Below are 16,215 nucleotides of genomic sequence, written 5' to 3' on the forward strand. Positions count from 1 at the left end.
CTGAAATTGTCTTTTGTCCTTTGTAAAGAAGTCTTAGAACTGCTAATTTTTCATCTTTTGAGTGGTTACTTCGAGCCATAAAAAAATGCCCCCCTAGATAAACAGATTTTTATTTTTTAATCTGTCTACCTAAAGGGGAGCATATCAGAAAAAGAGGGGCATTTTTTAAATCAAATCATTATTTATAAGACTTTTTGACAAGACCTTCACCTGCGATAAAAGTGAAATACGCTTTACCTGTCGGATTGTCATACAACTCGTAATAAGGCATTTCAACGTCAACCTTTGTCCACCCTTTAACTCTCATGTCTTCTCGTAAGATAATCATATAATCTGTACCATCTACAAGGCGTGGTAGAATAGATGACTTAAGTGTCGAAGTAAGAGAAAGAATAACTGAAACGATACCAGCTGCTACACTAAATTTTGTAGCCACTGTAAATACTAATCCAAGGATACCTGCTACAGAAGATAGACTTGCTTGTATTGCGTTTGAATCAGCATCCTCTTTGCGAATATGCTCTTTAGCTACTGTTTGTGCTGTAAACATTTTATCCAAATCATCTCGTGTTACTGTAATAACCTTTGTTAAATATCGATATTGTGTCATATTAATTTCCCCCGTTTGTTTTATTTTTTATATTGTGTTAGCCAACACTATATAAAGAACTTTTCATCTCCTTTTTAACAACCACTTTTCGAAAAAAAATTTAAATAATAATAAATGTAACCTTCAAGTAATTCATTTTTATATAGGGGTAGCACCAGGAAAATGCGGATCTACAACGTTAAGGAATATACACGATTTTATGCACACTAAACGGTAAGCCATAAACGTGTAAATATTGATGTATCAAGTGTTTGCGCTTCCTGTATAAAAAGCTGTATAAATAACGTTAATAGGAAAAGCCACGAAACGTTGTGATAACAACGTTCGTGGCTTTTTAATGTACGCCCAAACTTTCATTTGGGAACGTTTTTTTGTATAGATTTGTATATATCGTGCTATTTATTATTTAATTCCATTACAGCGATGGCTGCCTTTAATCGTCTATCTGGATCATCGCTATTTATTTCATCTTTAATTATTTTCATTGCATCAATTACTAATGAATTTAATTCACTTTCGATTGAAGAAATTTCATATTCATCCGACAAATCATTTATATCTATACCTTGCTTGTGATTTAAATATTTAATAAATATTGATTTATGTTTAGCCATACCTATTAACCCTAATTGGGATTTTATAGATACTTGGATTGCTTCAGGAAGCTCATTACGACTAAATGGCTCTCCGTCAAATAGCCATTCTACTTTACGTTGATGCTCGAACTTTTGAGAATTCGAATCGAAGTAATAATCACTTTTTATGATACCTGTGTAAAATACATCATTGTATGGAACGATGCAATAATCACCTATTTTCATTTGATTAACAAAGCGATCTAATAACCCTACTTTTAAACTTGCATCTCTAGGCATTAAATTTGCCTGGGCTACTACATTTTCAATATCTTTTTTAGTTGAACATCCTGTTAAATCAAAAAGCTTCAAGCTATAGGAATTTATCCTGGAGAAAAAATAAAATTTGATCGTGAGTTTTTAAAGAAATGTATGAAAGTAGAAAACTCCAAGGGAAATACGGTTTAGCTGGAAAGAGTGATCTTCCTGTATTTATAACTGCCTTTAAAAGTCCTATTTTTAAATTATCGGATCTTTTCGCGCTTTCTAAAGGACTTAAAGCAAATAGCAAGGTACATGAATTTTTAGAAGACTTTGACCTAATGGCAGAATCCTCAGATTATCAAGTTCCCGTTTATTATATTTTAGGTGAAAATGACTGGCAGGCTCCCTACATTATTGCCGAAGAATACTTTACTAAAATTAATGCTCCCCATAAAAAATTATTTATCATTCCAAATGCCGGACATAGAATCATGATGGACCAAACTAACTTGTTCTCAGATGCATTATTGCAGATCTTTAATAATGAACATTGTATGGAAACGACTAGAGCTTATAAAAGTTCATAATAATGAAGTAAAGCCGATTTTTTAATAAACGAAGTGAAATCGGCTTTTCTTGTGTCTTTTAGTCGTAGCTTTGAAAAAAAGACATGCTCGTAAATTCGCGCATGTCTCAACATTATTTTTTCTTAAGCTTAATTGTAGTAGCTAGAATGCCAATCATTAAAATTAAAAAAATTATATAAGTAAATGTATGGTTCCCAGTCACATCATAGCAATAGCCGATAAGTATAGGGATAATGGCGCTTATCATAAAGCCACCTGAAAGCACCATAGATGACCAGCTATTTGCCTCTTCATCATTTCTTGCCTCATCCAATGGTAACAATAAGCCGATTGGAAATAAGCCGCTTAATACGATACCTATTATGAATACTGCAATCCATAATAAAGCCCCTGAGCCTAACCATAGCAACATAAAGCCAATCACACCTAAGATCCCTAAAGAAAACAGCCAACCGAATCGACTCGACCATTTTTCCATTAGTATAGGGACCAAAATATTCCCAATCATTTGTACAATAGACATAAATGTTAGCATAGAGCTTGCAGCGCCAATGGAAAAGCCCTTATCCTGTAACATCGGTGCTAGCCAGGACATCATAGAGAAGAACAAAGATGTTTGTAAGCCAAAGTAAATTAAAATTGTCCAAGCACGGACATTTTTCCACGGATTTCGCGCTTCTTTTTCCGTACATATATCTGTTTCTGGTAACTCTTGATTTTGTATGGCCAGGACCCATATGCAAAGAGCAATGATAGCAAGTATTGCCCAACAGCCAAGTGCTATCGTCCAGCTCTCATGAAAATGATTATAAAAAGGTATTGTTAATGCCGCACTCAATGTTGCTCCTGTTCCTATTCCAAATGAATAAATACCTACAACCGTAGTAAAACGGTTCGGGAATTTTTTCTTGATATAGGCATTTAATATTGGTCCAATAAGTGCAATGGCAAATCCTGCAGCAAAGCTTGTGACTACAAGTAGTACATAACTTTCTTTTAAAAAGCGTAGCCCATTTGCTAATGCCAGAATGATTATTAAGAGCGTAATAGCTGTTTTTGTTCCGAGTTTTCTTTGTAATGGTACTGCGGATGGTGCAAAGAGTCCCATACAAAACACCGGAATTGATGTTAAAAAGCTCATTTTTGTATTTGATATATGGAGTGATTCTAAAAGTACATTAAATAGTGGTCCTATTCCTGTGACTGCTGGGCGCATATTGAGCGCAACGAAGAAAATACAAACAACCACAAGTACCATGGAAACACGCCATTGCTTTTTCTCCATACTTTCTAAAAACCTTCTCTCTATTGATACAGTTAAAAATTCAACTAATTTTGTTAGACCTTTGAATTCTCACTATTTCCTTTTACCATTTTTTCTAGTATCGGTCAATTTAATGGCAATTAATGATGAAAAGATGTAGCTAATAACAAGACATAGATACAGCTTACGGTACTTACATTTTTTTTGGCGCTGCAATGCCCAATAATGCTAACGATTCTTTTAAAACAATGGCTACACAATGACAAAATGCTAATCTTGATTTTCTTTGACTGTCATCAACCAATACTTTATTTTGCGCATAATATTTATTAAATTGACGCGCTACTTGTAAGGCATATTTAGCAATTTGCGACGGATCTGCTTGCTCAAAAGCGTTGGCAATTACTTTCGGGAACTGTTCCAGTAATAAAATGACAGGCCAAGCTCGCTCCCCTAATGCTTCAATTGATACTTCATAACTATGTTCATTTGCTTTCTCCAAAAGAGATGAGATACGTGCATACGTATATTGAATATATGGTCCTGTTTCACCTTCGAAATTCATCATGTGCTCAATGGAAAACTCAATATCATGAAGACGATCATTTTTTAAATCATTAAAAATAACCGCTCCTACACCAACCTGATATGCTACATTCTCTTTATCCACTAGATTTGGATTTTTTTCTTCGATATTTCGCTTCGCCGTAGCAATCGCTTCTTTTAGTACATCTGCTAATAAAACAATCTTTCCTTTACGCGTCGACATTTTTTTACCCTCTTTTAGGATCATACCAAAAGGTACATGTTGTAAGTCTTTTGCCCAATCGTACCCCATTTTCTCAATGACCTTAAATAGTTGATTAAAATGAAGAGATTGTTCATTCCCTACAATATAAAATATTTTTTTAGGGTCATATTGTTGTTTACGATAAAAGGCAGCAGCTAAATCACGTGTAGCATAAAGCGTGGCACCGTCTGTTTTAGTAATTAAACATGGAGGCATATTGTCAATTTCAACAACATTAGCACCATCAGATTGCACAAGCAACTCTTTTTCTGCCAACTCCTTAACAACAGCTGCCATTTTGTCGTTATAAAACGCTTCCCCTGCGAATGAATCAAAGATTATACCAAGCAATTGATAAATAGTCTTGAATTCTTCGAGTGATGCATCTCTGAACCATTGCCAAAGAGCTAACGCTTCTTCATCCCCATCTTCTAATGCTTTAAATGCGGTACGTGCCTGTTCATTAAGTGAATCATCCTGCTCCGCTTCCTCATGGAACTTCACATAAATTTTTAGCAGTTCCTCTATTGGGGCAGCTTCAATTGTTTTTTGATCTCCCCATTTTCGATAGGCAACGATTAATTTACCAAATTGTGTTCCCCAGTCACCTAAATGATTAATGCGAATTGCTTGATAGCCGTTTTTCTCGGCAATGTTGGCCAAAGCATTACCGATCACTGTAGAACGTAGATGGCCCATGGAAAAAAGGCTTCGCTATATTAGGTGAAGAAAAATCCAACACTATATTCCCCTTCGATTTCTCCTGAGTCCCGTATAAATTTTTTTCTTTTACTATTTGGCTAAGCACTTGATGTGTAATCGTTGGCTGATGGTAAAATATATTGACATACCCACCTACTACTTGAACTTCTTGAATGAAGTCACAGTTTAAATTGTTTTTTATTTCGGATGCGATACTGTTAGGGGATTTTCTGAATTTCTTTGCTAAAGTAAAGCATGGAAATGCCAAATCCCCTAAGTCTAAATTTTTCGGTTTTTCTAGTAAATTTTGAATTTCATTACCAGACAAATTATTATTTAATGCCACTGCGATGCTTTTCACGATTTGTGTATTCATGTTCATTCTCCTCTCAATTTAAAATCAATTTCGCCTTAGTGTAATTGGCGCTGACGCTTTGCTTTCGCGCAGAAAACATTTCTAGCTCTCGCTACAGATAAACATTGCGTCCGGATGTTGAATTGTGCTCAGACCTGCACGAGGGCCGACACGATGTCGGCCATTTCGGTAATGCCACAGGACATGGCGTTCTTAGACTGAGTTCCTCTATTTCGCTAGGTGTTTGTACACTCACTGAAAAAAGACCACATCTCCTTTTCATCTCCTACCAATAGAGGTAAGAGATTTCTACAAAATGAAGATAAAAAAAGCCCCCGTCTCTAAAATAGAGACGAGAGCATAGTTATCCCGTGGTACCACTCTAGTTGCTACATCAATATGACCACTTTCCATTGTTAACGAGGTGACTCCCCGATATTCCCTACTACTAATTCGAGAACCTTCTCCAAAGTGCGTTTCATTTATGGCTGCTGCATTAGGCTCTCACCATCCCTAATTCGCTTTCCAGTAGCTCCATAAACTACTCTCTTTATCACCGAATTTAACTATAATTTCAAAATATTCTACAGGATTTCCTTTTTTAAGTCAACTGTCTATCGAATCAATTCCAATGGAGTCTAGTAAGATTACTGTTGCTAATTGGACTACTTTCCTTACCTGGGTCACAAGGTCTCACTATGCTTTGATTCTAACTTAATTTCAAACCTACATCATTAATGCCAGTAACTATAAGGAAAAGGAACATTCCTCATGAGTGGGAATGTTCCTTTTCTGCATAATGGATGACATCAGCCATAATGGCATACATCTCTTTTAATTTTAGTTCCTTATTTTCAGAAATTCTTTTCGCTAATTTTTCACTGATAATCCCTTTTTCAATCAATAAGTCCCAGTTGTTTTCACTTGACTGGCCTACTAAAACTTCTGTCAAGAATTCTGCAGCTTCATCTCTTGTAATTGGATTATTTTCTTTTTTAGCTACTTTATAGATAACGATATCTAGCTTGTCTCCTAGCGCTTTCATTTTCTCTGGACTAACACGTTGAATGCCCTCTTTTAGTATTTTCGCAAACTTAATCTTTGTTGCTGAATCTTCAACATATAAGTCATTCGAATAACCACCAACAACGAGTCCATAATTGATTAATGTTTGAATAGATTTATCATACCATTCACCTTTATATGGATAATCCATATTAAATGGATCTACTAAAGCCCCTTGTTTTTTTAAATCTTCCCTTAAGGTATTGATGAGTTTTTTGTTCTTGCTCATTGCTCTAAAAGTTACGTCGTGTTTAATCGCTAATGCTGCCGCTGCTCCCGCTGCTTCTCCTGTCACCATACCGGTTGGAACGATACGTGCACTGCCCGCTGCGAGCGATGAATAACCTGCTGAACGACCTACAACAAGCAAGCCATCGATTTCTTTAGGTACTAAAGAACGGAAAGGAATAGCATATTGATTTGGAGCCGAAATTACATATCCATAATCATGAGGTGTTTGCGCTTGTACATCAACTGGATATGCAGCCAAGCCAATACTATCCCACTGATCATTATTTTTCCAAACATCAGACATCGGTAATTGATATTCTGCCCATATATGTCTTGTTTCTCTGACATATAGTTCCTCCGGATAACTCACAATTTCTGCATTTTCAAAGCCAGGAAACTTCTTTTGCAAATATTGTAAAATATGTTTTGTCTCTTTCTTTCCTTTTTCGATTGCTTCTTGCTTTGATTGTTCATTCAAACCATCGATTCCGAAAATTTGTAAAGCATTAATATAATATTCATCATCAACTTTTGCTAAATTCAAGCCTCGTAATCTCGTACCTTTTTCTACTGGCTTATAGTCATCATGCAGCTTTGTAAACCCCCACATGACTGAATCATTTAGATGAGCACCACCAAAAACATTCGAGTTTGCTGCTTTCTTCACTTCATCCCAATCAACATTTTTTAAATGAATCATCAAGGTAACAGCCATTCTTTTATCCTTGATGCCAATATCTTCTCCACCCATGAAAAAAGGAACTTTTGACATTGCGGCAAAATCAGCATCCTGTGTAGCATCAATAAATGCCTTGCCTTTCACAACATACGTACCATTGTTATTTTTTAATGTCACGGATGTTAGCTGATTCATGTCAAGATTGGCATTTATAACTTCTGTTTGTACAGCAAGCGTTAAATTTGGTTCGTCATCGACAAGTTTTTTAAAGGCAGCCTTAGCATCTAAAATTCCAAATGCATCTTTCCCTCTAACAAGATCGTGCCATTCTTTAAAAATACCCATACTGACTGGTCGTTTAGCGTCATTTCGAGGTATATCAAGGAAATTTAGCATTCCATACGTAAATAGCCCTCCTAATTCCTCACGACGCTCTACTAGAAGTGTTTTTGCACCATTTCGAGCTGATGATACTGCAGCAGCAACTCCTTCTGGTTCTCCACCAATGACAATAACATCATATTCTTCATTTATATTTTTATTTGGAATTGGCTTTTCGTAGTTTTCCAAAAGTTTTTTATGTGCCATTTCACTTCTAATTTCTGTTACAAAATAATAGCTCACTATCCCTAGTACAATTACTAATATTAAAATGGCTGACCTTATCAAGCCTTTACCCATAACATACCTCCAATAGATAAAATTCCCATCTGCATCTCTTCTTTTATAATCATGCCCATCTCTTGAAAGAGTTGACATGACATATTTATATAGTTATTAACGGTTTTACATTTCAACGTGAGTTCGGCAAACCTAGAGGGTCGCTTCAGTCTAGGTATTCTTCAAAATAGTTTTTCATGCAGCAGGTGAAATTGAATCCTTCTAAAACGAACATACCTGACGAATTAAAGGTTTTCATCTCCAATAACAAGTGGCACCATCTCTGGACAATGTTACATGAAAATATGATGAATAATAGTCTTTTACTGACAGTTACCTATACTGATATTCGTGGTGGTGAAGTGTTGGGGTTAAAATAGCAGAATATCATCTTTAAGAACTATCCAAATGCATTAAGAGCATAAGAAACGGTAAATATGTAAGTATAACCTAAAACAAAAAAAGATACATAAACATTCTAGTCGATAAAGTAGCAAAGAAGCAACTAGAATCTATAAAATTGTTGTAGGTCTTTATGATTGTTTTATTATGATGAAAAATTAACTACACTGGAAACAAGTGTATCTTTCAAGAAAATAGTTAATACTATTTTTCAAGCAAATCTGGAGTGAAAGACATAAACAATGTGAAATCAGCTTTCTTTCGTGGCTCATAGTTGTATCTCTGAAAAAAACATGCACATATACTCGCGCATGTCTCAACAGATTAACATACCCCTACTACTTGAACCTCTTGTATTAGTCACAGTTTAAATTGTTTTTTCAAGGTGTGTCTCGAATAGCAATCTGTCCAGATAATGCGACAATGGAAATTTCTTCGAGATTGTCGAACAAGAAATTTATTTTGGCGCAGAATTACTATCTATTTTGTACATTAAAAATGTTCTGCTGAATAATTAACAATAACACTTTTTTCAACCATCCATACATTTCGCACCTTATTTTTCTTGATGTCATAATACGAGAGTACGCTCTCTTTAGGTATATCCAAAATACTATACCCCTTTTTTTCATCAATAAAACTTGATAAGAAATAAAACCCTTCTTTTTTTTCATCGAATTTAATGGAGCGAATTTTCGAATAAATACCACTACTATCTAGTAAAAGCTTTACCTTTTTTGATCTGATATCTATTTCTACAATATGCGAAATAGAACTGTCTATAGCTTCATCATAGCTGATAATTACAGAGCTAGCATCTGGTGCCAATGATGCGCCACTAATAAATCTCTCTACATCGGCTATATGTTTTATTTGTTGACCTTCTATATTATAAATATCTAAACTGTGTTTAATCGGCTGTAATTTCGTTTGATTTTTATTAGCCTCGGTAAGTTTCTTCTGATCTTCGTTCTCGGAGATAGAGACTACAATTAATTGATTATTATTCGGGTTATAATTAAAATCTAAAACACTTCTGTCCTTATTGTCTTCTTCCCATATTTGTATTTTCTTTGTTTGAAGATTGTACGTAGCTATATGAAAATTTCTAAATTCATCTCTTAATAGTACTCTCATCAAGATAATTTTTTGGTCTTTGTCTATTTGGATAACATCAACATTATTAAATACAGTGGTTAACTGTTTTATTTGATTCGTGTTTAGATCATTTTCAAATAATTGTAATGTATGATCTGATATGCCATCAGCAAAATACAATTTATTAGTACGTTCAGAATAAGCGAAAGCAGTATAATCCGCCGTTTCTTTACTAAATAGTAATTTACTTTTATTTTGAATCTGATCAAAATGATAGAATGTAAACTTCAAACTTTTAGGATCAAACACATTGATATAAAGCTTAGATTCAGCAGCAATATGATCATCAATTGAAAATTTTTTTTTACTAAAGGCTATACAAATCATTACGATGATTATGAAAATAAATAAAAATCTTCTCAAAATCCCCTTCCTTTCTACTATATAAAAGGGTCTATTCTGATTAATTACATAAAATTTTGCCATTTTCTCTACTATTAATAGTACCCCTCATTCTTGCCATCTAGAACTCTTCTGTTTAGCAAACGAGTTCTTACAACACATATACCATGGTTTTTATAGAATAAAAGTAAAACCAGTATTATTTGACAGTCGTCTAATGAGAACACGTAAGGAGGGACGATAGCTATTTGGCAATAAAGAAGTTTCAAAATTTTTACTGTAAAAATTTTGAAACTACGAATATAATAGAGTTATATCAGAATAAGGGAGATAATACATATGAAACTGTTCAAAGTGTCTAGTAAATCAAATCCAAATTCATTATCGGGAGCGATTGTTGCGTCTTTAAAAGAAGAAAGCAGCGTGGAAGTGTTCGGAGTTGGCGGAGGGGCAATTAACCAAGCAATAAAGGCTATTGCTGTAGGTAGAAGCTTTATAAAATCAGAAGGAAATGAACTAATTTGCATACCTTCTTTTGAGGACATTCAAATTGATGGTGAAGATCGAACAGCTATAAAACTTACAATTGAAAAACGAGTTCTATAGCTGAATTCGTTTAACTTCTTTGTAAACATTTCTCACAACATCATTTTGTTGTATTAACCTTTTTAATAATGCCAACAGTTCATCATCAAAAGGAACTTTCTTTCTTTTACCTTCCTGGACATTTAACATCTTCCTTTCAATGAGGGATAAAACAATTTTTAATTCAGTTACCTGTTCTTTACCTGGATTCACTTTTTATTAACATTATCCCCCCTCACCTACTCCACAACACCTGACAGCCCATAAACGTAAAACGTTGATTTAATAATGTTTATAGACTATGGTACATATTTCATGATATACTAGTGCCATTGTGAAAAAAGGAGGAACTTGCATGATTCAAGTAAGTAATGTAGGTCTTCGCTATGGCGATCGTAAACTATTTGAAGACGTAAATATAAAATTCACACCAGGGAATTGCTACGGTTTAATCGGGGCAAATGGTGCTGGTAAATCAACATTTTTAAAAATTCTTTCTGGTGAAATTGAAGCTCAAGAAGGTCACGTATCAATGGGTAAGGACGAACGTTTATCAGTCCTTAAACAAAACCACTTTGAATACGATGAATACAATGTATTAGATACAGTTGTTATGGGCAACAAACGTCTTTGGGAAGTAAAAGCTGAAAAAGACGCTATCTACGCAAAAGAAGACTTTTCTGATGAGGATGGCATGCGTGCTGCTGAATTAGAGGGTGAATTCGCTGACCTAAATGGTTGGGAAGCTGACTCAGAAGCAGCAACATTATTAAACGGGTTAGGGATTGGCGACGAGCTTCACTATATGCTAATGGCTGACCTTGAAGGTTCTGACAAAGTCAAAGTATTATTAGCACAAGCTCTATTTGGTAAACCTGACGTTCTATTACTAGATGAGCCTACCAACCACCTTGACTTAAAAGCAATCCAATGGTTAGAAGAATTCTTAATTAACTTTGAAAATACGGTTATTGTCGTATCCCATGACCGTCACTTCTTAAACAAAGTATGTACACATATTGCTGACCTTGATTTCTCTAAAATCCAATTATACGTTGGGAACTATGACTTCTGGTATGAGTCTAGCCAATTAGCACAAAAAATGATGGCAGACCAAAACAAGAAGAAAGAAGAGAAGATTAAAGAGTTACAAGCATTCGTTGCTCGTTTCTCTGCGAACGCTTCGAAATCAAGCCAAGCGACTTCTCGTAAGAAAATGTTGGATAAAATCGAGCTTGACGACATTAAACCTTCTAGCCGAAAATATCCATTCATCAACTTCCAAACTGGACGTGAAATCGGTAATGATGTGTTAACAGTGGAAGGCCTTACAGCAAGCAATGAAGGCGAAACACTATTTAAAGATATTCGCTTTTCAATGAACAAAGAGGATAAAATCATTTTACTTGGTAATCCAATGGCAAAAACAGCTCTTCTTGACATTCTAATGGACGAAAGAAAAGCAGATGCTGGTACGTTCAAATGGGGCGTAACAACTTCTCAAAGCTACTTTGAAAATGATCACGATAAATATTTCGAAGGTTCAGAGAAATCACTAGTGGAATGGTTACGCCAATATTCTCCTGATGATGAAACAGAAAGCTTCTTACGCGGCTTCTTAGGTCGTATGCTATTCTCTGGTGAGGAAGTAAAGAAATCCCCTTCTGTACTATCAGGGGGAGAAAAAGTACGTTGTATGTTATCTAAAATGATGCTTGCTACAGCAAACGTTATTTTACTAGATGAACCTACAAACCACCTTGACCTTGAATCTATTCAAGCACTAAACGAAGGACTTATGCGCTTCAAAGGTGCGATGCTCTTCACATCTCATGACCATCAGTTCATCCAAACAATTGCGAACCGTGTCATCGAAATCCGTGAAGACGGCACAATTTTAGATAAGCTATTAACTTATGATGAATTCCTAGAGTGGAAAGATAGCCAAGGCTTAAACTAATGAACTAAACAGGGTTCTCCTATTCAAAAAGGAGAACCCTGTTTTCTTATTATCGAATATAGCATACTTCACAATCTTACCTTGTATAAAGCAACGTTACGTAAACTATTACTTTGTCGTAGTTGTCATTGCTACTTCCACTTGAGCATCTGACAAGCTTTCATTTTCTTGAACTTTCTCAATAGTTTCTTCATATTGAGTGATCATCCGTGTATCTGGTGAAAATACTGCAAGTAGCAGTGATAACAATAGCCCCGCTATCATTAATCCACCAAATAAATATGGTGATGCCCCATATTCTGTAGCTAAAGATGTCCATAGCATTGGTCCAAAACCGACGATTGCCGCAGCGATTTGATAGCCAAAAGATAGCCCTGTGTATCGAACATTCGCAGGGAATAATTCAGAGAAAAACGTACCTTGAGTCGCAAAAATGGCTGCCCAAACGACACCAAGTAAAATGACTTGCAACGTAAAGAAATAAGTTGAATTGATTGGAATCAATACGAAATATGGAATTGCTAGCAGTAACATTGTGATAAGGCCACCGATATAAATTTTCTTTCGACCTATAAAATCTGAAAAATATCCAACAATTGGCATTGTTACAATCATTGTTGCACAGCTTAATGTTAGTGCAAACAATGCGACATCCCTTGTGTAACCTATATACGTAGTTGCATACACTAAAATAAATGACATTAAAAACACATTAAAGAATCCATCCCCTATTTTTAATCCTATAATGCGGAAAATATCTTTTTTGTTATATTTGAAGACTTGGACAATTGGTAATTTAGCTAATTCACCATTGTCTTTTTTACGTTTAAATTCAGGTGTTTCTTCAATCCCACTTCGAATCCAAATAGCTAATACTATTAAAACTGCGCTAAAAAGAAATGGTAAACGCCAACCCCAGGCCATAAATTGCGCTTCTGTCGTTAATGAAGATATAAGCGTAAAACTAAATGTTCCTAACACTAATCCGATTGGTACACCAAGCTGTGGAATAGAACCAAAAAAGCCACGCACCCCTTTTGTAGCCGATTCAGTAGCTAGTAACACGGCACCTCCCCATTCACCACCAAGTGCAATCCCTTGAATAAGTCGCAAAATTACTAAAAGCGTTGGTGCGAGTAACCCCACTTGTGCATAGGTAGGTAATAAACCTATCAAAAAAGAACTACCGCCCATTCCTATTAAAGTAAGCATAAGCGAGGCTTTCCTTCCGACACGATCACCCATATGTCCAAAAATTAAACTTCCAATTGGACGTGCTGCATATCCAGCTCCAAACGTAGCAAATGCAATTAAAATGGAGATTGCTGGATTAGTAGAAGGGAAAAAAAGTGTTGTAAAAACTAATCCCGTTGCAGTACCATACAAATAAAAATCGTACCATTCAATGACTGATCCTGCTAAACTTGCTAATAATATTTTCACATTTTTCATAGAATCCCATCTCTCTACATTCAATTTTTTATGTCATTCGCTTTAACTAAAAATAGCGTTACGTAAAACATGCTTTTGAATTTTTCCGACAGGTGTACGTGGAAAATCAGTCACAAATTCAATACTATCTGGCACTTTAAATTTTGCGAGGCGTTCCCGACAATGTGCAATCAAAGCCTCTTCACTTATAGTAGCGCCAGCTTGTAAAATAACATACGCTTTAATAGATTCATCACGCATGTCATCGGGTACACCGATGACGGCTGCTTCAAATACTAATGGATGCTCTATTAATACACTTTCCACTTCATTCGCAGCCACATTTTCACCTGAACGTTTAATCATATCCTTTATACGATCAACGAAATAAAAATAACCATCTTCATCAATACGAGCGTTATCCCCAGTTAGTAACCAATTATCTTTAACAGTGTCGTTTGTTGCTTGCTCGTTTTTAAAGTAGCCTTTCATTAAGGTTCTTCCTGGTATCCCTTTAACGGCAATTTGACCAATCTCCCCTTGATTTACAGGGATCCCCTGTTCATCTACAAGCTGAACCTCATAACCAATGCTTGGTCTACCAATGCTCATATTTTTCTGTAATCCAAATAAAGGATTTATCAGTGGAATTCCAACTGTCTCGGTCAAACCGTACAGTTGCAATAACTTCACATCAAATTGCTCCTCAAACTGTATTAATTGGTGTTCTGCAACTGACTGTGCGAATAGGATGAGTCGTAAAGGATTATCCTTTGTCTCTATTTCATAATCTTGCGCTAAAATCATACGAATGGGAGCGGCAAATAAAGAACCAACTGTTCCGCCTAATGCCTTTGCTTGTTTAAAATAACGTGAAGCACTAAATTTCTCAGTAACTGCAATGCTTGCCCCTACCATGATGGCTGACATCGTTGAATAGTATTGGGCATTCCCATGGAAAAGCGGTAAGACAATAAATGTTCGATCTTCAGGTGTTAAAGCCATTGAACGAGCCATTAACTCACCAGTGTAAATATAATTGGCATGTGTCACTTGAACGCCTTTAGGTCTTGATGTTGTTCCAGATGTATAAAGCAATGCCACAATATCTTCAGACGAAACTGTTGGAAAATGTACATTGTTATCGCTTTCACTTTTTATGAGCTCAGAGAAATATAAGACACCTTCTAAGCTACCTTGTTGTCTCGTAATAATAATATTTTGTATAGTCGGTGTTTTAGATCTAATACTGACAAACTTTTCGATAAAGTCCTCTTCAGTAATAATGAGGGCTGCTTCAGAATGAGAAATAATATATTCCATCTCATCTGCTGGTGATAAAATGTTAGTTGGCACCATAATGCCTCCAATTTCAGCTAAAGCAAACCATGCTGTAAAAAATTCCATATTGTTTGGTAAATGTAACACAACATGATCCCCTTTTTTGATGCCGAGTTGAAGAAGTGCATTACTGAAGCGAAAAATCTCCTGATAAAAATCCCCATAATTTTTTTCAAAATAGTTTCCCCTACTATCCTCAAATCGAATAAAACTTTTTTCAGGTTGTTGCTCTACTCTCTCCCTTAAAACAGTACGCAACGTTCTATTCCCTATTAAATCCATGATATTCCCCCCCTAGTTTCATAGACTATAGTCTGTATATTAATCGGCGAGACAATTATTTGTCAATGTTTTTTCTAATAATTCAGAAAACAAAATAATTACATGGACGAGTATTATGCTAAAGTAAAGTAGAATATCTTAAGGGAATTAGGTGATGCAGAGAATGAAAAAGACGCGAAAACAGCAGGCTCAAGAAACGAAAAAACATATCTATTTAACAGCACTTAAATTGTTCGAAACGAAAGGCTTTGATCAAGTCACGGTTGATGAAATTGTGCAAAAAAGCAAAAGCTCAAAAGGTGCTTTTTATGGTCATTTTTCGTCTAAGTACGATATTTTCCTAGATAAATTTAAAGAAATTGATCATTTTTACGAGGAATTTACTACTACACTGCCCGCAAATCTGTGCTTCAAGGAAAAGGTGATCTCATTAATTGATGCACAAATGAAATATTTAAAAGATGATTTAGGAATGGATTTAATGCGTTCTGTTTACAAAAGCGGCTTAATTGAAAACGAAGAAAATTTCTTTTCCAATTCTGAACGCGAATTGTATAAAATTTTAAACTCATTTATACAAAAAGCTATTAAAGAGGGCGAATTATCTGTACAAATAAATGTTCAACAAACCGTAATTTATATTAGTCGTTGTATGCGGGGTTCATTATATGACTGGTTAGTCTTTGGAAAAGATTTTGATTTGTTACAAGAAAGCAAAGGCTTTATTTCAATATTTTTAGATGGTTTGGTATTAAATAAAGGGATATCCATTAAAAATTAGTAGCTAGTGAATCAGCAAATAGAAGTATGTTAAAACAACATTTGACCAAACAAAAATAGGCACTTCCTAGTTAAATTTAAACTGGAAGTGCCTTTTATATTTTTATATGTAATTGTTACAACAACTTTCTTGCAAAATTTTCTTTACACAA

Annotated in this window: 12 protein-coding genes, 1 pseudogene and 1 other annotated feature; of the genes and pseudogenes, 4 read left to right on the forward strand and 9 right to left on the reverse strand. The window is 35.2% G+C overall.

Translation table 11 applies throughout. The features are described from left to right. Positions 1-178: 178 nt before the first annotated feature. Both AC1DCY_RS18435 and AC1DCY_RS18440 read right to left on the reverse strand, forming a co-directional pair. Positions 179-610: a hypothetical protein gene (locus AC1DCY_RS18435; RefSeq protein ID WP_477352516.1), complete on the reverse strand. Its 432-nt coding sequence runs from the start codon at positions 608-610 to the stop codon at positions 179-181. A gap of 395 nt (positions 611-1,005) precedes the next feature. After that, a complete protein-coding gene (locus AC1DCY_RS18440) occupies positions 1,006-1,557 on the reverse strand; it encodes a hypothetical protein (protein WP_477352518.1) in 552 nt (183 codons plus the stop codon). A gap of 56 nt (positions 1,558-1,613) precedes the next feature. Here AC1DCY_RS18440 and AC1DCY_RS18445 point away from each other — a divergent pair, with 56 nt between their 5' ends. Then, positions 1,614-2,036 carry an alpha/beta fold hydrolase gene (locus tag AC1DCY_RS18445; protein ID WP_477352520.1) on the forward strand — a complete coding sequence of 141 codons (423 nt, stop codon included), beginning with the start codon at positions 1,614-1,616 and terminating at the stop codon, positions 2,034-2,036. A 112-nt stretch (positions 2,037-2,148) separates the two neighbouring features. Here AC1DCY_RS18445 and AC1DCY_RS18450 read toward each other — a convergent pair whose 3' ends face one another. From AC1DCY_RS18450 to AC1DCY_RS18465, 4 genes and pseudogenes are all read right to left on the reverse strand, one after another. After that, positions 2,149-3,321 (reverse strand): MFS transporter, encoded by a 1,173-nt coding sequence (locus AC1DCY_RS18450; RefSeq protein WP_477352522.1) that lies wholly within the window; start codon positions 3,319-3,321, stop codon positions 2,149-2,151. Between the two features lie 172 nt (positions 3,322-3,493). After that, a pseudogene (gene argS / locus AC1DCY_RS18455) lies at positions 3,494-5,174 on the reverse strand (arginine--tRNA ligase). Between the two features lie 318 nt (positions 5,175-5,492). Then, positions 5,493-5,713: a binding site (T-box leader), on the reverse strand. A 203-nt stretch (positions 5,714-5,916) separates the two neighbouring features. Further along, positions 5,917-7,803, reverse strand: a complete 1,887-nt coding sequence (locus AC1DCY_RS18460) for an FAD-dependent oxidoreductase (RefSeq protein ID WP_477352524.1) — start codon at positions 7,801-7,803, stop codon at positions 5,917-5,919. 873 nt (positions 7,804-8,676) lie between these two features. Further along, on the reverse strand, positions 8,677-9,705 hold the full coding sequence (locus AC1DCY_RS18465) for a hypothetical protein (protein ID WP_477352526.1): 1,029 nt from the start codon (positions 9,703-9,705) through the stop codon (positions 8,677-8,679). Positions 9,706-10,023: 318 nt separating this feature from the next. Here AC1DCY_RS18465 and AC1DCY_RS18470 point away from each other — a divergent pair, with 318 nt between their 5' ends. After that, positions 10,024-10,290, forward strand: coding sequence for a stage V sporulation protein S (locus AC1DCY_RS18470; RefSeq protein WP_477352528.1), 267 nt, complete (start codon positions 10,024-10,026; stop codon positions 10,288-10,290). Here AC1DCY_RS18470 and AC1DCY_RS18475 read toward each other — a convergent pair. Further along, entirely contained in the window at positions 10,285-10,482 is a 198-nt protein-coding gene (locus AC1DCY_RS18475) for a hypothetical protein (RefSeq protein ID WP_477352530.1), read from the reverse strand. The genes AC1DCY_RS18470 and AC1DCY_RS18475 overlap by 6 nt on opposite strands. Before the next feature lie 142 nt (positions 10,483-10,624). Between AC1DCY_RS18475 and AC1DCY_RS18480 the strand changes: the two genes are divergently transcribed. Then, positions 10,625-12,229: an ABC-F family ATP-binding cassette domain-containing protein gene (locus AC1DCY_RS18480; protein WP_427502983.1), complete on the forward strand. Its 1,605-nt coding sequence runs from the start codon at positions 10,625-10,627 to the stop codon at positions 12,227-12,229. A 108-nt stretch (positions 12,230-12,337) separates the two neighbouring features. On the opposite strand, the gene AC1DCY_RS18485 is transcribed toward AC1DCY_RS18480, so the two are convergent. Together AC1DCY_RS18485 and AC1DCY_RS18490 are read right to left on the reverse strand one after the other, a co-directional pair. Beyond that, complete coding sequence (locus AC1DCY_RS18485; RefSeq protein ID WP_477352533.1) at positions 12,338-13,681, reverse strand: MFS transporter; 1,344 nt, start codon at positions 13,679-13,681, stop codon at positions 12,338-12,340. 42 nt (positions 13,682-13,723) lie between these two features. Continuing rightward, positions 13,724-15,283, reverse strand: a complete 1,560-nt coding sequence (locus AC1DCY_RS18490) for an AMP-binding protein (protein WP_477352534.1) — start codon at positions 15,281-15,283, stop codon at positions 13,724-13,726. A gap of 163 nt (positions 15,284-15,446) precedes the next feature. Here AC1DCY_RS18490 and AC1DCY_RS18495 point away from each other — a divergent pair, with 163 nt between their 5' ends. Then, positions 15,447-16,064: a TetR/AcrR family transcriptional regulator gene (locus tag AC1DCY_RS18495; RefSeq protein ID WP_477352536.1), complete on the forward strand. Its 618-nt coding sequence runs from the start codon at positions 15,447-15,449 to the stop codon at positions 16,062-16,064. Positions 16,065-16,215: the final 151 nt, after the last annotated feature.

It is taken from the genome of Lysinibacillus sp. 10T31 (genome assembly GCF_056394365.1).